Source organism: Streptomyces sp. NPDC002076 (genome assembly GCF_053593835.1).
The window spans coordinates 240,041-261,937 of record NZ_JBSFDI010000001.1; the positions used below are offsets into that span (position 1 = coordinate 240,041).

The window sequence follows — 21,897 nt, forward strand, 5'->3', positions numbered from 1 at the left end:
GGGTCCTGCCGGGCTGGACACGCCACGGCCTCACCCCATGGTACGTGGCCCCGAGGGAGTCGGCCTCCTCAGGGCCGTGTGATGATCTCCATGGGAGCTCAGCTGGGCGAAGGTGCGCTGGTGGGACCGCCTGTGACCTTCGCGCCCTTCTTCAGGAAGCCCATGTCCTCGTAGACCGGCGTCTGGAATCCGAACGCTCCGGCGTTGACCAGATTCTTCCGCACCGCCACGAGCTGGGGCCGCTGGTACAGCGGGATCGACGCCGCCGAGGCCCAGATCCGCGAGTCCGCCTTGCGGATCAGCGACACCTCCTCGCCCTCGTCCAGGGTCGCCGCGGCCTCGTCGAAGAGCTGGTCGACCTGGTCGGTGCCCACCCGGGTGTAGTTCTGCTCGACGTTCAGCGAGCCGTCCGCCGCCGGCACCGGCTTCGCGAACACCGGCCGGTCGTCCGTGGCCGGGAACGCGGAGGACGGCCAGGAGTACAGCGCGAGGTCGTAGTCGCCGGAGGCGATGTGGTCCTTGAAGTAGCTCGCGTCCGGGACATTGGTGACCGTCGTCCGGATGCCGACCCGCTCCAGCATGGCCGAGATCCGCTCGGCGACCGAGTCCAGCGTCTGGGAGCCGGCGCCGGAGGGGAGGACGAAGCGGAGCAGGAGCGGCTTGCCGTCCTTGGCGAGCTGCGGGGCCGCCGCGGCGGCGGGCGCGGCCGTGCCCTGCGGGGCGTAGGCACCCTGTGCACCGCCCTGCTTTCCCTCGCGCGCCAGGTGCCGGTCGCCCCCGTCCCCGCGTCCGCCGTTCTTCTCGTCCTGGCCGACGAGGTGCTCGCCGTCCTTGCCGGCGTCGTGCTTGTCCTCCTTGGCCGTCTTCTCGCGCTCGGGGCCGGCCGCCTTGTCGCCCTTCTTCTTCGGCTGCTCCTTGATCGGGCCGCCGGCCACCCAGCCGGCGTCGGTGAGCAGCGCCTGCGCCTCCTTGGTGTCCTGGTCGCCGATCGCGCCGCTGTTGTCGGCGTACGCGGGCTGCCCGGACAGGGCGAGATGGCTGCCGACCGGCACGGCGGGCAGGCCCAGCGGAGTGAGCACCAGCTTGGCCAGCTCCCGGCGGTCCAGGGCGCGGGCGACGGCCCGGCGGACGCGCTCGTCGGCGAGGGGGCCCGTGGAGCCGTTCAGGGCGAGCTGGGTGTAGGCGGGCTCCAGCGACCTGCGGACCTCGACCTCGCGCAGCGCCTGCTGCTCGTCCAGGTACTGGGAGATCGCCTTGTGCAGCTTCGCCCGGTCGGCCTTGACGTCGTCGGCGTCGAAGTCGTGCGCGCGCGCCCAGTCGCGCAGCTTCTTCACCGAGGTCTTGCCGGAGCCCTGCAGCGGGTTCGCCGCGGCGTGGGCGGCGAGCCCGATCCGCTGGGCGTCGCCGGGGTCGACGTCGGCGAGGTCCACACTGCCGTCGGCGAGCGCGGCGGCCCGCTTGTCGCGGGGTACGGCGTGCAGCACGATCTCATCCAGCTTGGCGGGCCTGCCCCACCAGCGCGGATTGCGGGTGAGGACGACGTCCTTCTCGGCGGTGTCGACCTTGTCCACCTTGAAGGGCCCGGCGGTGACCTTCAGGCTGCGGCGGGCGCCGTCGTTGAAGGCGTCCGGGGTGCCCATGACGTCCTTCGGGTAGAGCGGGGAGAACAGCGACTTCCAGTCGGCGTAGGGGCGGGAGAAGGTGACGCGGACCTGGAGGTCGCTCGTGCCGCGCTCGATCTTCTCGATGCGGTCGTAGCCGGCGTTGCGGGCGGTCCAGTAGGAGCTGTTCTTCCCGGACAGGGCGTGCCACTGGGCGACGAAGTCGGGGGCGCCGATCTCCCGGCCGTCGCTCCAGACGGCCTGCTGGTTCAGCTTGTACAGCACGACCTGGCGCGGCTCGGTCTCGATGACCTTGGCCGACTCCAGGTAGGCGCGGTTGGGCACCGGCCGGCCGGTGGCGTCCAGGCGGAACATCGACGGCAGGACGGCCTGGGCGACCCGGCTGGTGCCGGCGTCGGCGTCGGCCTGGAAGGTGTTCAACGTCTGGGGCAGGGCGTCGACTGCCCACTTCAGCGTCCCGCCGTCGGCGATCCGGCCTCGGCCGGCCGGGGCGATGTCCTGGCCGGCGAGGGGCTTGGAGACCTTCTCGTCGGAGCCGCACGCGGCGAGGAACGGCACCGCGAGCGCGCCCGCCGCCAGGAAGGAGACCGAGCGGCTGACGCTCCGCCGAAGGCGCCGCGATGTGCCGTCGTTCGTCTGCCGGACCGTCGTGGCCGGCCGCGCGGTTCCCCGCGTCCCTACGGGGCGCTGGCCGTCGTTGGACATCTCTGGCTACCTCCGGGAAGCCGCGGGTTTATGCTCACATTTGTCGGTATATGGAGCTGATCACCTTTGGCGGTATTTGGAGCTGATCAGATCTATGCGGCCCACTGAAGAGGAAGGGATCCGGCCCCTGCGGGCGACACGGCGACGACGGGCGGCAACCCCACCCGTGCGGCGCAACACCACCCGAGATGCACCAGTGCGCCTCCGCCAATCGCTGCACATGCCTTCACATCGGCAGGTGTGACGCGCAACACTCCAAGGCGCATGAACGTTGCCGCCCAGGGCCCGCCGGACCCACGGAAGTGAGGGCAAGTCATGTCCGTGCACGACGACATCACCTCGGTCCAGCGCTCCCTCGACGACCTGAACCGGTCGCTGGGACGCCTGGAACACCAGCTCGGCAGCGGCGGCCTGGAGATGCGCAGGGTCCGGCTGGACGCCGACCATCTGCGTGAAAGCGTGGCGCTGCTGCGTGCGGCCGCGACCACCGGGGAGGCCCCGCGCCGCCCCGACCTCGTCACCATCTCCGACGCGCCGTACGACACCAGCCTGTGGGTGGGCTCGGACGACGAGGGCCTGGGCGCCCGCGACCGGCACGCCCCCTGATCCCCGACGACCGGAGCCTGCCTTGGCCACTGGTACGGAACCCCAACAGAACAGCGGCGGCGTACGGACCACTGCGCGCGCCGCGATCGCCGCTCCGCATCTGCGGACCGACCGCTGGTGGCTGGCGCCCGCCGTCACCGCGGCCGGTCTGCTGGCGTTCGTCGTCTACTCGACCTGGCGGGCGTTCGCCAACGCGGACTACTACGCGGCGCCGTACGTCTCGCCGTTCTACTCGCCGTGCCTGGCGAGCAACTGCCGGACCATGCACGCGGGCCCGAACGCCGATCTCTTCGGGAGCTGGTGGGGCATCTCCCCCGCGATCATCATCCTGATCTTCCCGCTCGGCTTCCGGCTGACCTGCTACTACTACCGCAAGGCGTACTACCGCAGCTTCTGGGCGTCCCCGCCCGCCTGCGCGGTGGCCGAACCGCACAAGACGTACACCGGTGAGACCCGCTTCCCGCTGATCCTGCAGAACGTCCACCGGTACTTCTTCTACGCGGCCCTGCTGGTCGCCGGCGTGCTCACCTACGACACGGTGCTGTCCTTCCGGGACACGCACTACCGCTGGGGCCACATGGGGCTCGGCACCCTGGTGTTCCTGGCCAACATCGTGCTGATCTGGGCGTACACCATCTCCTGTCACTCCTGCCGGCACATCGTCGGCGGCAAGCTCAAGCACTTCTCCAGACACCCGGTGCGCTACAAGGCGTGGCAGTTCGTCGGCAGGTTCAACGCCCGGCACATGCAGCTGGCCTGGGCGTCGCTGCTGAGCGTGGCGTTCGCCGACTTCTACGTCTATCTCGTCGCGTCCGGGGTCTTCGCCGACCCGCGCTTCTTCTAGGAACAGGTGAGCCGTCTTATGTCCGTGGTGGACCGCCAGGAGTGGGACGTCGTCGTGGTCGGTGCCGGCGGCGCCGGGCTGCGGGCCGCGATCGAGGCGCGCGAGCGGGGCGCCCGTACGGCAGTGATCTGCAAGTCGCTGTTCGGCAAGGCGCACACGGTGATGGCCGAGGGCGGCATCGCGGCTGCCATGGCCAACGCCAACGAGCACGACAACTGGCAGGTGCACTTCCGCGACACCATGCGCGGCGGGAAGTTCCTCAACCAGTGGCGGATGGCCGAGCTGCACGCGCAGGAGGCCCCGGACCGGGTGTGGGAGCTGGAGACCTGGGGCGCGCTGTTCGACCGCACGAAGGACGGCCGGATCTCCCAGCGCAACTTCGGCGGCCACGAGTACCCGCGGCTCGCACACGTCGGCGACCGTACGGGCCTGGAGCTGATCCGCACCCTCCAGCAGAAGATCGTCGCCCTCCAGCAGGAGGACTTCAAGGAGACCGGGGACTACGAGTCACGGCTGAAGGTCTTCCAGGAGTGCACGGTCACCCGGGTCCTCAAGGACGGGGACCGTGTCTCCGGTGTGTTCGCCTACGAGCGCGAGACCGGCCGCTTCTTCGTCCTGGAGGCCCCCGCGGTCGTGATCGCGACCGGCGGCATCGGCAAGTCCTTCAAGGTCACCTCGAACTCGTGGGAGTACACGGGTGACGGGCACGCCCTCGCCCTCCTCGCGGGCGCACCCCTGCTGAACATGGAGTTCGTGCAGTTCCATCCGACGGGCATGGTCTGGCCGCCGTCGGTGAAGGGCATCCTCGTCACCGAGTCGGTGCGCGGCGACGGCGGGGTGCTCAGGAACTCCGAGGGCAAGCGGTTCATGTTCGACTACATCCCGGACGTCTTCAAGGAGAAGTACGCCGAGTCGGAGGAGGAGGCCGACCGGTGGTACGAGGACCCGGAGAACAACCGGCGTCCACCGGAACTCCTCCCCCGCGACGAGGTGGCCCGCGCCATCAACGCCGAGGTGAAGGCGGGCCGGGGCTCGCCGCACGGCGGGGTGTTCCTGGACGTGTCCACGCGGATGCCGGCCGAGGTGATCCGGCGCCGGCTGCCGTCGATGTACCACCAGTTCAAGGAGCTGGCGGACGTCGACATCACGGCGGAGGCGATGGAGGTGGGGCCGACCTGTCACTACGTGATGGGCGGGATCGCGGTCGACTCCGACACGGCGGCGGCGCGCGGGGTGCCGGGGCTGTTCGCGGCCGGTGAGGTGGCCGGCGGTATGCACGGCTCCAACCGGCTCGGCGGCAACTCGCTCTCCGACCTGCTGGTCTTCGGACGCCGGGCGGGCTGGCACGCGGCGGAGTACGCCCAGGGGCTGGCGGATCGGCGCCCGCCGGTGGACGACGCCCAGGTCAACACGGCCGCGGCGGAGGCGCTGCGCCCGTTCTCCGCGGAGGTGGACCGGGCGGGCGAGGCGGGGCCGCCGGAGAACCCGTACACCCTGCACCAGGAACTCCAGCAGACCATGAACGACCTGGTCGGCATCATCCGCCGCGAGGGCGAGATGGAGCAGGCCCTGCACAAGCTCGCCGAACTGCGGGTACGCGCCCGCCGGGCGGGGGTGGAGGGACACCGCCAGTTCAACCCCGGCTGGCACCTGGCCCTCGACCTGCGGAACATGCTGCTGGTCAGCGAGTGCGTGGCCCGCGCGGCCCTGGAGCGCACCGAGTCGCGTGGCGGCCACACCCGCGAGGACCACCCCACGATGGACCGCAAGTGGCGCAACGTGAACCTGCTGTGCGCCCTCGCCGACCCGACCGGCGGCCTGGCGGCGACCGACCCCGCCCGTGGCCAGGTCCGCCTCACCCGCGAGACCACCGCCCCCATCCGCCCGGACCTGCTCGCCCTCTTCGAGAAGGAAGAGCTGGTCAAGTACCTCGCCGAAGAGGAGCTGTACGAGTGAGCAGCTACGAGGCCCGCTTCAAGGTGTGGCGGGGTGATGAGCAGGGCGGCGGCCTGGAGGACTTCACCGTCGAGGTGAACGACGGCGAGGTGGTCCTGGACATCATCCACCGCCTCCAGGCCACCCAGGCGCCGGATCTGGCCGTGCGCTGGAACTGCAAAGCCGGCAAGTGCGGTTCGTGCTCGGCCGAGATCAACGGCCGCCCCCGGCTGATGTGCATGACCCGCATGTCGGTCTTCGACCGCGCCGAGACGATCACGGTCACCCCCCTGCGCGCCTTCCCGGTGATCCGCGACCTGGTGACGAACGTCGGCTTCAACTACCAGAAGGCGCGGGAGGTCCCGGCCTTCGTCCCGCCCGCCGGTCTGGGCCCGGGCGAGTACCGGATGATGCAGGAGGACGTGGACCGCTCGCAGGAGTTCCGCAAGTGCATCGAGTGCTTCCTGTGCCAGGACACGTGCCATGTCATCCGCGACCACGAGGAGAACAAGACGGCGTTCGCGGGCCCGCGCTTCCTGATGCGGATCGCCGAACTCGACATGCATCCACTGGACGCGGCCGCCGAGACCGGCCTGGACCGGGGGCGCACGGCCCAGGACGAACACGGCCTCGGCTACTGCAACATCACCAAGTGCTGCACGGAGGTCTGCCCCGAGGGCATCAAGATCACCGACAACGCCCTGATCCCCATGAAGGAACGCGCGGTCGACCGCAAGTACGACCCGCTGGTGTGGCTCGGCTCGAAGATCAGGAGGCGGTCTTCGTAGGCGCGGCGCGCCCGGGGCGCTGGGAGAGAAGCTGGACCACCATTCCCGCCATCCACAGGCACCACCCGGCGGCCGGAAGGGCGTCCAGGCCCGCGTCGGCGAGCGGCCCGAGGAACATGAACAGGCCCAGCCCCACGGCATTGGCCAGCGCCCCGTATCCCCACAGCCGGGGCCGCAGCACCCGGCGACGGGCCAGCGGCGGTATCCACTCCGCCGCGACGGCCAGGGCACCGAGCACCCCCATGAGCGCCACCGCCAGCACGGCCGCCACCACCAAGAACATGTGCATGCCCATCATGCTCCCACCAGAGCCAGGGCCTCGGCCAGGTTGTACTCCGCGATCCCCCGCATGAACTCGGCCTGCGGGAAGTCGCCGTCGGCGAGCCGCAGCGGGCCGGCGACCAGGTTCAGGTGCATGGCGAGCCGGTACAGCCGCAGCCGGTCCTCGTCCAGGGCGGGGGCGCGCAGGGCGGCGTAGTGCGGCCCGAAGCGCAGCCGCAGGAAGACGTGCTCCCACTCGGCGTCGAAGTACATCAGCCCTTCGATGTCGATCAGTGCGGGACGGCCGTCGGCGTCCAACAGCACGTGGTCCGGGCCGAGTTCGCCATGGACGAGGGGATGGCCGGCGGTGCGCGGGCGGACCCGGTCGGCGAGGGAGCGCACGGCGTCCTCCAGCCGCTCCCGGGCGGCGGCGGCACGCGGATCCCGTACGGCGGTCTCGGCGATGTCGGACAGGGCCCGGTCGGTGACGAGCCGGGCGCAGGAGGTGCCGTACGAGGTGCCGCCGCCGTCGACCAGGGCGACCTTGCCGTGGCCGGCCGAGCGGCAGCCGCGCAGGGTGCGCAGGGCCTCGGCGAGCTCCCGCAGCGCCGGGACCGCCGCGTCCGGCTCCCGGCGCAGGGCTTCCTCCAGACTGCCGCCGGGCAGGTCCTCGACCACGGCCGCGGCTGTCTCGGGGGCCACGTGCAGCAGGCTTGGCGTGCGGACGCCGGCGGCCGCGAGACGGTCGTGGGCGGCGGTGAACAGATCGAGTCCGGAGGCGTGCGAGAAGGGGTCGCGGGGGTCGGCGTCGGGCTGGTCCCAGTAGTCCTCGTCCGGCGACCAGACGTAGGCGATCGCGGTGCCGCCGTCGTCCAGGCGGAGCCGGTAGACACCCTTCTTGGAGCCGCCCCGCAGCCGGGTGACGGCGGTGAGAGTGCGATGGCGGCCGAGACCGGCACGGACGAGCGGGGCGAGGTCGGCGACGGTCCTGTGCTGTCGTGGTCCGGTCACCGCGCCCAGTCTTCCCGATTCACCGGACCCCGTCCTCCCGATTCACCGGACCCAGCCCTCGCGATACGCCGTCCAGTCCGCTTCGGTGGCCGCGAAGTCGACATAGAGGGCGACGCCGAAGCGGGCCCGGTCCTTGTCGGTGCGGGACAGGCCGAGGCGGACGCCGCGCACCGCGGCCGGGACGGTCTCGGCGCGGGCCCAGTGGCCGACGCGGTTCTCGTGGTAGAAGGGCAGGCCCATGAGCAGGTCGGTGGACTCCGGCGTGACCTCCAGGGCCAGCGAGGTCTGCTGGGCGACATAGCCGCCGTACAGGCTCTGCAACGGCTGCATGGTGTCGTACGACATCACCGCGATCTGGTCGACACGGCGCGCGACCTGCCCGAAGTACGCCTGCGACCACCACTTGGGGTGGCCGGTGACCGTGCCCCAGACGGAGTGGAGGGCCGGGAGCGGATCGATCTGGTGGGCGGCGACGGAGAGCACGGCGTGGCGGGCCCGGGTGACGCGGTGCAGGGCGTCCAGGAGTGCGAGGTAGTTCCGGTCGCCGGAGTGCAGGGGCTCCAGGTCGAAGTGGGCGCCCTGGAAGCCGGCGGCGAGGATCTGCCGGGTGGACTCGACGACGGCAGCGCGCGTCGCGGGCCGCTCCAGGTGCATGGCGTACGGCTTCTCGGGGGCGACCTCGTCGCCGAGCCAGGCCTGTACCCGGATGTGCGGCGCCCGGCGACGCACGGCGTCCGTGAACCAACGTGCCTTGGGATGCGCCGACTCGGGGAGCGTCCCGTCGTGTTCCAGGGGGCCCGCGTGGACGTACAGGTCGCGGATGCCGGTGTCGCGCAGCCGGCTGACCAGTGCGGTGACGTCGGCGTCGGTCTTGCGGCCGTCGATCCAGGCGTGGCCGAGCCAGACGGCGTCTCGGTTCCGGGTGTACGTGCCGCGGTCGGGGGTGCCGGTGTAGTTGAGGCGGAGGGCGGTCTCCGCGGCGAGGGTGGGGAGGAGCAGGAGGAGGACCAGGGCGAGCGCGGTGCGCCTGAGGGTGCGCGGCCAGGTGCGTGTGTGGCTCGTACCGCCGGTGCGGGCTTCGTCGTCGGGTGCGGGTGGCTTTTCGCTCGTTCCCCCGTCCACGCCTGCACCGTCCGTTGTCGCCCCTTCCGTTACCGCTCCTTCCGTTTGTGCCCCGCCGCTGTCCCTGGTGTCCATTCCTGACCCCCTGCCCATCCCGTCCCCCACCCGTATCCATCCCGCTCGCGAAGGCGTCTACCTGCCCATACGCTCCGAAATGTGACGTCCTCCCTGATCCGTGGCCGGCCTCGGCGCGCCAAGGCGCACATATGCGTGCGGGTGGCGCATGCCGTACTGGGTGTCGTGGTCGGGGCCGGGTGGCTGGTGTTGCCGGTGATGACGGCCGGCGCGCAAGATCCGGTTCCCGTGGCGCCCACCGGAACCGTCGCGAGCGCCGCCGCGCCGCAGCAGGACGGGCCGTCCACGGCCGACCTCGTGCTGCCCCTGATCGCCGTGGTCGCCGCAGTGGGGCTGGCCGGATACGGCTACCTGCGCCGCACCCGCCGCGCCCGCACCCGTACGACCCCCGGGATCGTCTCCGCCGCCCCGCCCGCGCCCACCCAGGCCGACTCCGAGCGCCAGGCGCGCGCCGCGCTGGTCCTGGCCGACGACTGTGTGCGCACGAGCCGGGAGGAACTCGCCTTCGTCCAGGCACGGTTCGCGGAGGCGGACACCGAACCCTTCCGCCAGGCCCTGCGGGCCGCCGAGACCGAGCTGGCGGCCGCGTGCGCGATCTGGCGGCGGTACGAGCAGGGGGTGCCGGAGGACGACGTGGCCCGGCGGCAGGCGCTGGTCGGCGTGGTCGGCCGGTGCGCTGAGGCGGGACGCGGGCTGGATGCGCGGGCTCCCGCGCTGGACCGGCTGCGGGAGCTGGAGGGGCCGGGGCAGGCCGGGGCCCTGGAGGTCGCCGAGGGGCGGTTCCGGGAGCTGACGGGGCGCACGCTCACCGCCGAGGACACCCTGACCGCCCTGCACGACCGCTGGACGCCCGCGGCCGTCGCACCGGTCACCGGGTACCTCGAACAGGCCAAGGACCGGTTGGTGTTCGCCACCATGCGGCTCAACGAGGCCCGCCAGTCGGCCGATGCGGGCGCGGGCGCACGGGCTGCCGGCCTGCTGCGCGCCGCCGAGGGCGCGGTGGCCCAGGCCGATGTCCTGGTCACCGGGGTGGAACGGCTGGCCGCGGAGCTACGGGAGGCGGCGGAGCTGGTGCCGGCCGCGCTGACCGGCGCGGAGGCGGAGATCGCGGCGGCCCGGAAAGGAGGCGTGCCGGCTCCCCTGACCAGCGGGGAGCTGCACGCCCGGCTGGCCCACGCGGACGGTGTGCTGGCCACCGTACGGGAGCAGCTGACGGCGGGCCCGTACGACCCGCTGGACGCCCTGCGCCGGATAGCGCGGGCGGTGGAACGGCTGGAGACGGGGCACGCCGGTGCGCCGTCCGCGGCGGCGCTGCTCGTGGCGAGGAGTTCCGTCGCCGGGGCGGAGGACTTCGTCACGGTGCACCGGGGTGCGGTGGGCCCGGAGGCGCGGGTCCGCCTCGCGGAGGCGGCACGCGAGCTGGGCGCGGGCCGGGCCGGCCGGGCCGACACCCTGGCCCGCGAGGCCCGGGACCTGGCCGAACGGAACGTACGGGCCCACGGCAACCCGCACACGAGCGCCGACGGAGACACACCGGGCCTGGCCGCCGCGGTCCTGGGCGGAGTCCTCCTGGCAGAGAACCCGGACGGGGGGCCGCCGACGAGCTACGGGGGGCCGGAGACAAGGACCCGCCGCGGCTTCTGAGCAGCGGCCGGCGGAGTCGGGCGGCTGGGCAACGCGGGGGCTGGGGGCAAAGCCCCGGGTAGCCGGTGTCAGAAGAGGCTCAGCAGTGCCTCTGCCGGGTCGGTCAGGCCTGCCTCCGCGCCGGGCAGCGGCAACTCGAACCACACCGTCTTGCCGCGAGGCGTCCGGCGCGACCCCCAGGCCGCGCTGAGCAACCCCACCAGCTGCAGCCCCCGGCCCCCCTCGTCGGTGTCCCGGGCCCGCCGACGCCGGGGCTGCACCAGCCCGGAGTCCCACACCTCGCAGACCAGCGTGCGGTCCAGCAGCAGCCGTAGCCGTATCTCCCCCTCGCCGTACCGCAGCGCGTTGGTGACCAGCTCGCTGACGAGCAGTTCCGTGGTGTCGACCAGCGGCTCCAGACCCCAGCTCAGCAACTGCCCCCGGGCATACTCCCGCGCCCGCCCCACGCTCCGCGGCTCACGCGGCAGCGTCCAGTCGCCGACGGACTCGGCGGGCAGCCCCTGCACCCGGGCCATCAGCAGCGCGATGTCGTCCTCGCCATGGTGGGTGTCGAGGGTGTTGAGGACGTGGTCGCACACGTCCTCCAGCGGTCGGGAGGGGTCGGTGAGCGCGCCCACGAACGCCTGGAGCCCCTCGTCCAGTGGATGGTCCCGGGACTCGACCAGGCCGTCCGTGTAGAGCGCCAGCAGCGCGCCCTCCGGCAGCTCGACCTCCACTTCCTCGAACGGCTCGCCGCCCACCCCGAGCGGCATGCCGGGCGGCACGTCCAGCATCAGGGCCGGCTCACCGGGCTCGACCAGCACCGGGGGCAGATGGCCGGCGTTGGCGAACGTACAGCGTCTGGTGACGGAGTCGTACACGGCGTAGACGCAGGTCGCGAGGTAGACCTCGGAGAGGTCGGCGTCCCTCGGCTGGCGGGCCGTGCGGGTCGCCTGCTGCACGCCACCCGGGGTCCCGAGCCCCCGCGCGATCTCGTCCAGCGCCGAGAGCACCTCGGCCGGTTCGAGATCCAGCAGGGCCAACGTCCTTACGGCGGTGCGGAGCTCGCCCATCGCGACCGCCGCCCGCAGGCCCCGCCCCATCACGTCGCCCACGACCAACGCCGTACGGTGGCCGGGCAGTTCGATCACGTCGAACCAGTCGCCGCCCACCTCGGTCGCCGCGTTGCCGGGCAGATAGCGGCAGGCGATGTCCAGCCCGGAGGCCTCGGGGTCGCCCGGCGGCAGCAGCGAGCGCTGCAGTATCAGCGCCCGTTCGTGCTCACGGCGGTACAGGCGCGCGTTGTCGATGCACACCGCCGCGCGCGCCGCCAGCTCCACCGCCAGATCCCGGTCGCGGTCACCGAAGGGCTCGCTGCCCTTGGCGCGGGCGAACTGGGCGAGGCCGACGACCGTGTCGTGGGCGACCATCGGCACGGCGAGCGTGGACTGCACGAGCCCGCCCTCCTCGGGGGGCACATGCTGCGGCCGGGCGGTGCGCAGGGCGTCCGCACAGGGCGAGTTGAAGGGAAAGTGGTGGACCGCCCCGACCTCGACGGGTTCGCCGGAGCCGGCGAAGGGAGCGCCGGAGACGGCGCTCGCGAAGGCGACGCGGCGCAGTTCGGCGCTGCCGTCGGTGAGCCCGGGCGGGGTCTCGTCGCCGGTGAGCAGGCCCTGGTAGAGGTCGACGGTGGCGAGGTCGCAGAAACCGGGGACGACGACGTCGAGGAGTTCCCGGGCGGTGGTCTCCAGGTCGAGGGAGTTCCCTATGCGGGCGCCGGCCTCGTTGAGCAGGGCGAGGTTGCGCCGGGCGGCGGCGGCCTCGCGGGCGGCGGCCCGGCGGGAGGTGATGTCGGTGCCGAGCCAGGCGATGCCGATGGGCCGGCCGCTGCCGCTGTGCACGCGGTAGAGGTTGACGGACCAGTGCCGGCGTTCCTCGGAGCCCGGGACATGGCCGGTGACATGCATGTCGGTGATGGACTGGCCGGTCTCCAGCACCCGTCGCAGGGTGGCCGAGACCCGCTCGGCCTCACCGCGCGGCAGATAGTCGTGGACTCCCTTGCCCCGGTGGTCGTCCGGGGTTCCGCCGAAGATGGAGGCGAACCGCTCGTTGGCCCGACGGACCCTCAGATCGGTGTCGATCAGCAGGAATCCGAAGGGGGATTGACCAAAAATGGCCTGCGAGGCGGCCAGATCGGTCTCGATGCTGCGCAGGGTGCGGACGTCCACGACGATGCACACGGCGGCCTTGTCGCCCTCGGCGGTCCGGGTGGGCATGACGTAGACCTCGGCCAGGCCCTCCTCGCCGCGCCCGCCGTCCGCCGTGTCCGGCATCCGGAAGGGCACGACCCCGGTCCACTCCCGCCCGTCGAGGATTTCGGCCATCTTGCGCTGGCCGCGCTCATGCAGGTCGGGGTCGATGAAGGCCTCTATCGGGTCCATGCCGACGGCGCGTGCGGCGGGGATGCCGAAGAGCTGCTCGGCGCGCAGGCTCCACTGGTCGACCAGCCCGCCGGGACTGATGGAGAAGGACGCGACCCTGATGTAGTCGTAGATGGAACCGGGCGGACTGCTCTGCCACATGGCGTCGCCGGGTGCGGCGGCTTCCGCGGCCTGGTTCATCGCGCCGTCCGACGGGTCCTCGGACTCCGTGGCCTTCGCTGGTATCTCGCTCACGCGAACCGTCCCCTCCAGCTCACCGCGTCCGGCACCGGTCACCGACAGCGGCTGCCCGCAGTATCCAGCACTACGGCGTCGCACGACACGGTGTTCACGATCACAGCTCGGTCCAGATGTTTTTCGGACCGGTCCGTGACAACACTTCCACTCTTCTAACCAGGGAACACGCCCTCGAATCACGCACCTCGGAGCCGGCCGCGCGTCCTCGGCGCACGATGGACGCTCCCCCGCCCGCTGTACATCCCCGCGCTCCCTGGATGCTTCCGGCTCACCCCGGCACCGTCAGTTCGAACCAGACGGTCTTTCCGCTCGCGCCGGGCCGGGTGCCCCAGCGGCGCGAGGACCCGGCGACCAGTTGCAGCCCGCGCCCGCTCTCGTCCTCGTCGCGGGCGACGCGCTCGCGCGGCAGGTCGGGCAGCGGGTCGGACACCTCCACCAACAGCGCGTCGTCCAGCCCGACGGGGCGCACGAGCCGTACCCCGATGGGGCCGGTGGCATGCCGCAGGGAGTTGGTGACCAGCTCGCTGACCAGCAACGCGGCGAGATCGGCGAGGCAGTCGAGGTGCCAGCCGTGCAACTGGCGGCGTACCGCGGCGCGTGCGGTGCGCACGGCGCCCGGTTCCGCGGGAAAGGTCCACTCGGCGCAGTCGCCATCCGTGTCGATCACGCCGATCACTTCCCAGGCCAGCGAGCCCCCACCCATGTCCGGTTTCGTGGGGTTAATGGGCACATACCCGATATCCAGGGGGCAGTACCGTGCGGGAGGGCGCGCAGTGGCACGAACGGCGTAGGAGGCGTTCAGCGCAGGCCGGTGGTGAGCCGGGGCGAGACTTCACGGACCGCCGGGACGTCCTGGTCGAGCCAGTCCACCTCCCAGATCCGGTCCGGGGTCAGCCAGCGCAGCTCGTCATGGTCCTGGAGGGGTCTTGGCGCGGGCGAGCCGGGGCGCAGGCGCGCGGTCCACACCTGCAGGACGTACGGCGCCCGCAGCGGCCACTCCCCCGGCACGCGCTCGACCGCTTCAGCGTCGATGCCGAGTTCCTCGCGCAGTTCACGCACCAGAGCGTGCTCGGGCCGCTCGCCCGGCTCGACCTTGCCGCCGGGCAGCTCCCAGCGTCCGGCAAGGTCGGCGGGCGCACTGCGGCGCGCGGCGAGCAGCCGGCCGCCGTCGAGCAGGGCGGCTCCCACCACCACGATCCGGTCCGTCATGGGTGTGCCGGGCGTCTTGGGCGTCATGAGGCGGAGCCTACGGGAGGGCGCGCGAGGTCAGTTGGGGCGCCGTCCCCGTGTCAGTTGCGGTCGCCGTCCCCGTTCTGACTGATGCGCTCGACCGAATAGATCTGTTTGTGCCCCCGGTCGTCGAGACTGTCGGCGATCTTCTGGGCCTCGGCGCGGGTCGCGTACCGGCCGACGCGATAGCGATTGCCGTTGTCGTCCTGCCGTATCACGATCCAGGGCAGGGAGACCGTCCCCTCACTCATGGTCCCCACCGCCCGCGCCGCTCCTTCTCGCACCGCCCCACCTGCTTCCGCTTCCTGTCCCGGGCCCCCGCCGTGCCCCGCCTAAGGAAACCGCAATACGCATATGCCCGAGCGTACGCCCTACCTTTACGCAGCGAACACGCCTTTTCACAAAGAGGTATGCAACCAGCCAGTACGCAGGGGGCGCACGAAAGCGAACGCGCCGTCGTGAGCGCCCCTGTCCCGAGTCGGGGGCATATCCGTGTGACCCCTGGTCACCTGGCAAAACGGCTGAATTACGGCGCCGGGCCAGCCCCGCGCGAAGGTCACACACCCGGCCTTCCACCGCCGAAGGCCGCCAGGGGTGTGCGCTACCTCACTCAGGGGGCGCACACCGGGCCGGGCGCGGCGGAACAAATCTGCCGATCATCGCGTCCCTGCGACCGCCCCGGCCGTCCCGCGCCCCCAAACCCCCTCACCGGACAGGCAAGTGATAGGCCACCCGATACCGGTCCGCCGGAATCACCACGTCGGCCGTCTCCACCGCCCGGCCGGAGGCGTAGTACGTGCGGTGGACGACCAGGACCACATGGCCGGGGACTCCGCCGAGTACATGGAGTTCCTCGGCGAGGCCGGGGCGGGCGCCGACCTCCTCGGTGACGTTGTCCACGATGACGTCGATGGCGCGCATGCGCTCGACCACGCCCATGCCGCCGAGCGGCCCCTCCTCGGGCAGCATCACCGGGGTGCGGCCGGTGACGGCGAGGGGCTCCCAGGAGGTGGAGAGCATCATCGGCTCGCCGGCCTCCCGGAACAGGTACTTGGTGCGCATGACCCGGTCGCCGACCTCGAGGCCCAGCCGCTCGGCGATGGCGGCCCCGGCCTCGGTCTGTTCACTGCTGGACTCCCAGGTGCCGCGCACCGAGGCGTCGGCCTGCTCCTGCCGGAAGGGCGTGGCGCCAGCGGACGGGCGGTATCCGGAGCGGGCCACGCGGCGCGGCACCGGGCGCTCGCGGACATACGTCCCGGAGCCGGAGCGGCCCTCGACCAGGCCCTCGGCCATCAGCACCTTGCGGGCCTCCAGCGCGACGGTGTCCGAGACGCCGTACTCCTCGCGGATGCGGGCCTGGGAGGGCAGGCGGGTGTGGGGCGGCAGTGAACCGTCGACGATCTTCTTGCGGAGATCACCCGCGACACGCAGGTACGCCGGCTGCTCACCGAAAGTCACTGGCCGCTCCCATCAGGTTGTACAGACAGCAACAGCGTGGCAACCGTGGGTTGTGCCATGCAAGCAAAGGCCAGAGAATCACCCGATGTGATGACAGTGGATGTCGGAGGGCTTTACCCAGGCACTTTCTCCCTATAAATGCGCTCCCACGGCTGCGCTCACACCTGGATGCCGGTGTCGGGCACGGTCGTCCTCCGGGCAGGTACCGTGCTCCTGGGGCGGTCGACGGCAGCACGGGACCGGTGAACGGCCGGTGGCCGGGCCGACGTACGACTGGGCGCAAGGCGAGCGGGGCACGAACGGGGGCGGAATGAGGGTGGACACCCAGACCCGGAGCCGGTTGGGCGGCGAGGTCGTCCGGGCGGTGAACGGGCTCACCACGCGGTGGGCGGCGACGACGCAGGACGGCACGGTCGTGTCGGCGGCCGGGGTCTGGCCGCTGCTGGCCTTCCTGGCCGACGGCGCCGCGGGTCCGGCGCGGGCCGAGCTGAGCGAGGCCCTCGGGCTGCCGGCGGATCAGGCGGCCGGCGCCGCACGGGAGTTGCTGGCGGCACTGCGGTCGGTGTCCGGGCTGGACGCGGCGCTCGGCCTGTGGACACACCAGGCGCTCACCCTGCGGGAGGAGTGGCGGGCCGGGCTGCCGGCCGGGACGTACGGGGTGTTCGGGGACGATCTCGTCACCGCACAGGAGCGGCTGGACGTCTGGGCGGCCGAGCGGACCGGCGGGCTGGTGGAGCGCATGCCGGTGACGCTGACCCGGGAAGCGCGGCTGGTGCTGGCCAGTGCCCTGGCGCTGCGCACGACCTGGCGGCAGCCGTTCACCGAGCTGCCGTTGCGTCCCGCCTCCGGCCCCTGGCAGGGGCGTACGCTGCGCGGCCTGCACCGCCGTAGCGTCCGTCCCGACCGGGTGGGGGTGGCGGGCACCGCGGACGGTTTCGTCACGGCGCTGACAGTGCCCGGCGACAACGGCGTCGACGTCCATCTGGTGCTCGGCGAGGAGCACATGACCCCGGGTCAGGTACTGGCCGCCGGGGTCGGGATCGCGGAGCGGGCGGTGCCGCTGACCGCGGGCGGCGCGCTGCCGCACGGGCATGTGGGGCCGGGCCTGCACGTCGAGCAGGAACCGGCCGTGGCGCCGCAGCCGCTGACGCTGGATGTGCGGACGGTGGCGTACGAGGTGCGGGCCGATCACGATCTGCTCGCGCCGGCGGGGTTGTTCGGCCTGACGGCGGCGAGGGATGCCCGAGTCGGTCACTTCCCGGGGGTCAGCGACTACCCCCTGGCCGTCGAGGAGGCCCGCCAGTCGGCGGTGGCCCAGTTCAGTGCGCTCGGCTTCCGTGCGGCGGCGGTGACGGCGGTCGCTGAGGTGTACGGCAGCGCCCCGCCCCAGTACCGCTACGAGACCACGGTCGTCCGCGCCGTCTTCGACCGCCCCTTCGGCTTCCTCGCCGTCGACCGCGAGTCCCGGTTGGTGCTGGTGGCCGGCTGGGTGACGGATCCGGCGCCGGAGCCCGTCATGAGCTTCCCGGGCGCTGTTCCTCCAGGACTCTGACACAGCGGGCGAGCAGCCCGGTCAGGGCCTCGCGCTCGGCGTCGGTGAACTCCGCGGCGAGGGCGCGTTCGACGCGTACGGCGGCCGTGTCGGCCTCGGCCATGACGGCGCGGCCTGCGTCCGTGAGACGGGTCTCCAGGACGTTCCTGTGCCATTCGTGCGGGCTGCGGGTGATCAGATCGCGGTCCTGGAGGTTCTTCAGGACCGTGTTCATGGTCGGCGGGGTGACCCCGCACAGCCGGGCCAGGGCCGCGGCGGAGATGCCGGGGTTGTCGGAGAGGTGGAGCAGCGCGGCGTACTGGGCGACGGTCAGGCCCGCGGGCTTGAGGACCGCGGCCTTCGTGGCGTTGAGGGCCTGCTCGGCCCGCTTGAGGTGGGAGCCGAGGCGCTCGGACGCGGGCATTGAGGTCACCCGGCACAGATTAATGCGTGAGCGAGGATTCGCACCCTGGCGGTGATTAATGCACTGGCGAGGATTAGAACTCTAATGTAGCTTCGTGCTCGTCCTGGAGAGAGCAGCCGAACCGAGAGGCACTGCCGTGTCCCGTTCGATCCACCGCCGTACCTTCCTGACCGGCGTCGCAGCCACCGCCGTCGCCCTCGCCGCACCCCGGGCGGCCGCGGCCACCGGCCATCCCCGAATCTCGACCGCCTTCACCCTCCCCGACGACCGGGCCTACCCCGAGGGCATCGCCCTCGACCCGCGCACGGGCGACGTGTACGTCGGCTCCTTCACGACCGGCGCGATCTACCGGGCCGCCGCCGGCAGCCGCACCGCCGATGTCTTCCTGCCGGCCGGCACGGACGGCCGTACGACGGCCAACGGGCTGAAGGCCGACCGGGCGGGCCGCCTGTGGGTCATCGACCACACCACCGGAATCGACGTCTACGACCTGCGCGACCGCTCCCTGCTGGCCCGCTTCGAGGTACCGGAGGGCGATCAGCGCTTCATCAACGACCTCGTCGTCACCGCGGACGGCACGGCGTACGCCACCGACAGCGTGCGTCCGGTGATCTACCGGGTCACCCCCGCCGAGGTGGCGCGCGGCGGCAGCGCGCCGCTGGCCGCACACTTCGACCTGAGCGGGGCGATCCCCCCGCACTCACCGACCGACTACACCCTGAACGGCATCGTCGCCGACCCCACCGGACGCCTGCTGTTCGCGGTCGACATGACCGGCGGCGGTCTGTACCGGGTCGACGTGACCGACGGGTCGGTGCTTCAAGTCGCCCTGCACGGTGGTGACTTGGTGAACGGCGACGGCCTGGAGCTGTCCCACCGCACCCTGTGGGCGGCCCACAACAGGACCGACACCCTGACCCGCTGGCACCTCTCCCCCGACGGCACCGAGGCCCGCCTGACCCGCACCCTGACCACCCCCGCCCTCCAGATCCCCACCACCCTGGCCCGCACCCCCGGCGCCCTCCTCGTCGTCCGCTCCCAGTTCGACAAGGGCGGCCCGATGGGACCGGGAACACCGACCACGCCGTTCACGGTGGCACGGGTCACGGGGATGTGAGCTGCGAGGATCACCATCCTCTTGATGAGTGGAGAGAGCCTCGCAGGGGAAACAGGGAGGGGGTCGGCTCCCGGAGGAGCCGACCCCCCTTGGGTCACACGTTGAAGGTCACACGTTGAAGCGGAACTCCACCACGTCGCCGTCCTGCATGACGTACTCCTTGCCTTCCATGCGGGCCTTGCCCTTGGCGCGGGCCTCGGCGACCGAGCCGGTCTCGACCAGGTCGTCGAAGGAGATGACCTCGGCCTTGATGAAGCCCTTCTGGAAGTCGGTGTGGATCACGCCGGCCGCCTCGGGGGCCGTGGCGCCCTTCTTGATGGTCCAGGCGCGGGACTCCTTGGGGCCGGCCGTGAGGTAGGTCTGCAGGCCGAGGGTGGCGAAGCCGACACGGGCCAGGGTGGCGAGGCCGGGCTCGTGCTGGCCGACGGACTCCAGCAGCTCCAGCGCCTCCTCCTCGTCCAGCTCGGCGAGGTCCGCCTCCAGCTTGGCGTTGAGGAAGATCGCCTCGGCGGGGGCGACCAGAGCCCGCTGCTCGTTCTTGAAGTCCTCGTCGATCAGTTCGTCCTCGTCGACGTTGAAGACGTAGAGGAACGGCTTGGTGGTGAGCAGGTGCAGGTCGTGGAGGAGTTCGTTGCGCTCGGTGCCCTGGACGATGCCGTGCGCGAAGAGCGTGTCGCCCTTCTCCAGGATCTCCTTCGCCTCCTCGACCGCCTTGACCTTCGGGGCCACGTCCTTCTTGATGCGGGACTCCTTCTGGAGGCGCGGAAGGACCTTCTCGATGGTCTGGAGGTCGGCGAGGATCAGCTCAGTGTTGATCGTCTCGATGTCGTCCTTCGGCGAGACCTTGCCGTCGACGTGCACGACGTTCTCGTCCTTGAAGGCGCGGATGACCTGGCAGATCGCGTCGGACTCACGGATGTTCGCGAGGAACTTGTTGCCCAGGCCCTCGCCCTCGGAGGCGCCGCGCACGATACCGGCGATGTCCACGAAGTCGACCGTGGCCGGAAGGATGCGCTCCGAGCCGAAGATCGACGCCAGCTTGGCCAGCCGGCCGTCGGGGACGCCGACCACGCCGACGTTCGGCTCGATCGTGGCGAACGGGTAGTTGGCCGCCAGCACGTCGTTCTTGGTCAGGGCGTTGAACAGGGTCGACTTGCCGACATTCGGCAGGCCGACGATTCCGATCGTGAGCGACACGTTGCGACTTCCCGTAGATGAGTGGGCCAGAGGCTGCCAGGGGCCAGAGACCGACACTGGCCGATCCACCAGTCTACGGCGTCCGCGCCGGGCGCCTCGAGGGAGCTTCGAACGCCTGGCCAAGCTCTTCCCACCGGCGTGTCTGATGGGCTATTCGGCACATAAACAGACCTAAGTTGGTCGAGTGCAGCAACGCAGAACGCGACCCCACAACGACGGACCGCGACGCGGCACGCCGCAGCAGCCCGCGCGCCTGCCCCCGCAGGCGCGGCGCGGGGCCGGCAGCGAGCGCAGGCCGGGCCAGGGCCGGGGCCCAGGCCCGGGGCGGGGGACGCGGCTGCCGGCGCTCCGGCTCACCGGGCTCGGCGGCGGGCTGTTCTGCGTCCTCGTGATGGTCCTGCTCGGCTGTCTGGACGGGCTGCTGTTCGGTGGGTCCATGAGGGTCTACGGCGTGCTGTTCCTGCCGGTGTGCGTCCTGACCGCGCTGTGGGTGCGGGCCGGGGACGTGCTGACCGCGCCGGTGGTCTTGCCGATCGCGTTCGCCGTGGGGATACTCCCGGTCGCCGATGGCGGCGGGGGGCTGCTCGGTAGCCTGATGGGCCTGTTCACCGGGCTCGCCACGCAGGCCGGCTGGCTGTACGGCGGGACGCTGGTCGCCGGGGTGATCGTGCTCGTACGTCGGGTGCGGTGGGTACGACAGCGCCGGCGGCGTGGCTGAGGCGAGGCGCGTGACCTGCTCACCCGGGTCAGCTGTCCCGGCTGGGCGGGTGACCTGATGCCCTCGGCCGCGGCCAGCCGGGCGGGCGGGGTGCCGCTTGCCCGCGCCGGCGGGGTGCCGCTGGTGCGACCGCCGCTGCCCGGTGGCCGCCGCCCGACCGCCCTGCTGCCCACCCCCTACGCGTTCTCCTGCGCCGCTCTCATCGCCGCCCCCACGATGCCCGCGTTGTTCTGCAGTTGCGCGGGGACGATCTCGGCCTTGATGCCCTCGATGAGGTGCAGGAACTTGTCGGCCTTGCGGCTGACCCCGCCGCCGATGATGAACAGCTCCGGCGAGAACAGCATCTCCACATGGGCCAGGTACTTCTGGACGCGGCGCGCCCAGTGCTCCCAGGTCAGCTCGTGGTCCTCCTTGGCCTTGCTGGAGGCTCGCCGCTCGGCCTCGTGGCCGTCCAGCTCCAGGTGGCCCAGCTCCGTGTTCGGGACGAGGATGCCGTCCACGAAGACGGCGCTGCCGATGCCGGTGCCGAAGGTGAGCAGAATGACCGTGCCCCTGCGGTCGCGGCCGGCGCCGAACTGCATCTCGGCGACGCCCGCCGCGTCCGCGTCGTTGACCACCGTCACCGGCAGGCCGCCCAGCTTGCCGCTGAACAACGCGCGTGCGTCGGTGTCGATCCAGCTGCTGTCCACGTTCGCCGCCGTACGCACCGTGGCGCCGCCGGTGACCACTCCGGGGAAGGTCAGGCCGACCGGGCCGGTCCAGCCGAAGTGGTCGATGACCTGCTTGACCCCGTCGGCCACGCCGTCCGGCGTCGCCGGGTGCGGGGTGAGCACCTTGCAACGGTCCTGGGCGAGGTCGCCCCTGTCGAGGTCCACAGGGGCGCCCTTGATCCCGGATCCGCCGATGTCCACGCCGAAGATCTGCATGGCACCACGTTACGACGGAGGACTGA

The 21,897-nt window shown here is 71.8% G+C and carries 20 protein-coding genes; 8 read left to right on the top strand and 12 right to left on the bottom strand.

Annotated elements, in window-relative coordinates; translation table 11 throughout:
- Positions 1–98: 98 nt before the first annotated feature.
- The gene (locus ACWCQS_RS01110) at positions 99–2,327 is read right to left on the bottom strand and encodes an ABC transporter family substrate-binding protein (protein ID WP_451002528.1); all 2,229 of its coding nucleotides are present in this window, start codon (positions 2,325–2,327) and stop codon (positions 99–101) included.
- A 315-nt stretch (positions 2,328–2,642) separates the two neighbouring features.
- On the opposite strand from ACWCQS_RS01110, the gene ACWCQS_RS01115 reads away from it, so the two are divergent.
- The 4 genes from ACWCQS_RS01115 to ACWCQS_RS01130 are packed head-to-tail and all read left to right on the top strand — an operon-like array spanning position 2,643 to position 6,500.
- A complete protein-coding gene (locus ACWCQS_RS01115; RefSeq protein ID WP_153538774.1) occupies positions 2,643–2,933 on the top strand; it encodes a hypothetical protein in 291 nt (96 codons plus the stop codon).
- Positions 2,934–2,955: 22 nt separating this feature from the next.
- Positions 2,956–3,777, top strand: coding sequence for a hypothetical protein (locus tag ACWCQS_RS01120; protein WP_451002529.1), 822 nt, complete (start codon positions 2,956–2,958; stop codon positions 3,775–3,777).
- An 18-nt stretch (positions 3,778–3,795) separates the two neighbouring features.
- Entirely contained in the window at positions 3,796–5,733 is a 1,938-nt protein-coding gene (locus tag ACWCQS_RS01125; protein WP_451002530.1) for a fumarate reductase/succinate dehydrogenase flavoprotein subunit, read from the top strand.
- The gene (locus ACWCQS_RS01130; protein ID WP_451002531.1) at positions 5,730–6,500 is read left to right on the top strand and encodes a succinate dehydrogenase/fumarate reductase iron-sulfur subunit; all 771 of its coding nucleotides are present in this window, start codon (positions 5,730–5,732) and stop codon (positions 6,498–6,500) included. Before ACWCQS_RS01125 ends, ACWCQS_RS01130 begins: the two co-directional genes overlap by 4 nt.
- Here the strand turns inward: ACWCQS_RS01130 and ACWCQS_RS01135 are convergent.
- From ACWCQS_RS01135 to ACWCQS_RS01145, 3 genes are read right to left on the bottom strand one after another with little or no spacing between them, the layout of a single operon-like run.
- Positions 6,481–6,789 carry a hypothetical protein gene (locus ACWCQS_RS01135; protein WP_451002532.1) on the bottom strand — a complete coding sequence of 103 codons (309 nt, stop codon included), beginning with the start codon at positions 6,787–6,789 and terminating at the stop codon, positions 6,481–6,483. The two genes, ACWCQS_RS01130 and ACWCQS_RS01135, sit on opposite strands and share 20 nt — an antisense overlap.
- A 5-nt stretch (positions 6,790–6,794) precedes the next feature.
- Positions 6,795–7,772: a phosphotransferase gene (locus ACWCQS_RS01140; RefSeq protein ID WP_451002533.1), complete on the bottom strand. Its 978-nt coding sequence runs from the start codon at positions 7,770–7,772 to the stop codon at positions 6,795–6,797.
- 42 nt (positions 7,773–7,814) lie between these two features.
- On the bottom strand, positions 7,815–8,969 hold the full coding sequence (locus tag ACWCQS_RS01145; protein ID WP_451002534.1) for a hypothetical protein: 1,155 nt from the start codon (positions 8,967–8,969) through the stop codon (positions 7,815–7,817).
- An 81-nt stretch (positions 8,970–9,050) separates the two neighbouring features.
- Between ACWCQS_RS01145 and ACWCQS_RS01150 the strand changes: the two genes are divergently transcribed.
- Positions 9,051–10,613 carry a hypothetical protein gene (locus ACWCQS_RS01150; protein WP_451002535.1) on the top strand — a complete coding sequence of 521 codons (1,563 nt, stop codon included), beginning with the start codon at positions 9,051–9,053 and terminating at the stop codon, positions 10,611–10,613.
- A 68-nt stretch (positions 10,614–10,681) separates the two neighbouring features.
- Here the strand turns inward: ACWCQS_RS01150 and ACWCQS_RS01155 are convergent, their stop codons facing one another.
- The 5 genes from ACWCQS_RS01155 to ACWCQS_RS01175 form a co-directional block, all read right to left on the bottom strand.
- On the bottom strand, positions 10,682–13,267 hold the full coding sequence (locus ACWCQS_RS01155; RefSeq protein ID WP_451002536.1) for a SpoIIE family protein phosphatase: 2,586 nt from the start codon (positions 13,265–13,267) through the stop codon (positions 10,682–10,684).
- A 271-nt stretch (positions 13,268–13,538) separates the two neighbouring features.
- Positions 13,539–13,973 (bottom strand): ATP-binding protein, encoded by a 435-nt coding sequence (locus ACWCQS_RS01160; protein ID WP_388620354.1) that lies wholly within the window; start codon positions 13,971–13,973, stop codon positions 13,539–13,541.
- 95 nt (positions 13,974–14,068) lie between these two features.
- Positions 14,069–14,479 (bottom strand): (deoxy)nucleoside triphosphate pyrophosphohydrolase, encoded by a 411-nt coding sequence (locus ACWCQS_RS01165; RefSeq protein WP_451002999.1) that lies wholly within the window; start codon positions 14,477–14,479, stop codon positions 14,069–14,071.
- Positions 14,480–14,559: 80 nt separating this feature from the next.
- A complete protein-coding gene (locus tag ACWCQS_RS01170) occupies positions 14,560–14,751 on the bottom strand; it encodes an SPOR domain-containing protein (RefSeq protein WP_388620351.1) in 192 nt (63 codons plus the stop codon).
- A gap of 454 nt (positions 14,752–15,205) precedes the next feature.
- Complete coding sequence (locus ACWCQS_RS01175; protein WP_451002537.1) at positions 15,206–15,958, bottom strand: GntR family transcriptional regulator; 753 nt, start codon at positions 15,956–15,958, stop codon at positions 15,206–15,208.
- A 310-nt stretch (positions 15,959–16,268) separates the two neighbouring features.
- On the opposite strand from ACWCQS_RS01175, the gene ACWCQS_RS01180 reads away from it, so the two are divergent.
- Positions 16,269–17,510 (top strand): serpin family protein, encoded by a 1,242-nt coding sequence (locus tag ACWCQS_RS01180; RefSeq protein WP_451002538.1) that lies wholly within the window; start codon positions 16,269–16,271, stop codon positions 17,508–17,510.
- Here ACWCQS_RS01180 and ACWCQS_RS01185 read toward each other — a convergent pair.
- Positions 17,473–17,913 carry a MarR family winged helix-turn-helix transcriptional regulator gene (locus ACWCQS_RS01185; protein ID WP_450981792.1) on the bottom strand — a complete coding sequence of 147 codons (441 nt, stop codon included), beginning with the start codon at positions 17,911–17,913 and terminating at the stop codon, positions 17,473–17,475. The two genes, ACWCQS_RS01180 and ACWCQS_RS01185, sit on opposite strands and share 38 nt — an antisense overlap.
- A gap of 136 nt (positions 17,914–18,049) precedes the next feature.
- On the opposite strand from ACWCQS_RS01185, the gene ACWCQS_RS01190 reads away from it, so the two are divergent.
- Positions 18,050–19,030 (top strand): SMP-30/gluconolactonase/LRE family protein, encoded by a 981-nt coding sequence (locus tag ACWCQS_RS01190; RefSeq protein ID WP_451002539.1) that lies wholly within the window; start codon positions 18,050–18,052, stop codon positions 19,028–19,030.
- Between the two features lie 108 nt (positions 19,031–19,138).
- Here the strand turns inward: ACWCQS_RS01190 and ychF are convergent, their stop codons facing one another.
- Entirely contained in the window at positions 19,139–20,227 is a 1,089-nt protein-coding gene (gene ychF, locus ACWCQS_RS01195; RefSeq protein ID WP_450981726.1) for a redox-regulated ATPase YchF, read from the bottom strand.
- Positions 20,228–20,411: 184 nt separating this feature from the next.
- On the opposite strand from ychF, the gene ACWCQS_RS01200 reads away from it, so the two are divergent.
- Positions 20,412–20,945 carry a DUF6542 domain-containing protein gene (locus ACWCQS_RS01200; RefSeq protein ID WP_451002540.1) on the top strand — a complete coding sequence of 178 codons (534 nt, stop codon included), beginning with the start codon at positions 20,412–20,414 and terminating at the stop codon, positions 20,943–20,945.
- A 176-nt stretch (positions 20,946–21,121) separates the two neighbouring features.
- Here ACWCQS_RS01200 and ppgK read toward each other — a convergent pair whose 3' ends face one another.
- Entirely contained in the window at positions 21,122–21,871 is a 750-nt protein-coding gene (ppgK, locus tag ACWCQS_RS01205; RefSeq protein ID WP_451002541.1) for a polyphosphate--glucose phosphotransferase, read from the bottom strand.
- Between the last annotated feature and the right edge of the window lie 26 nt (positions 21,872–21,897).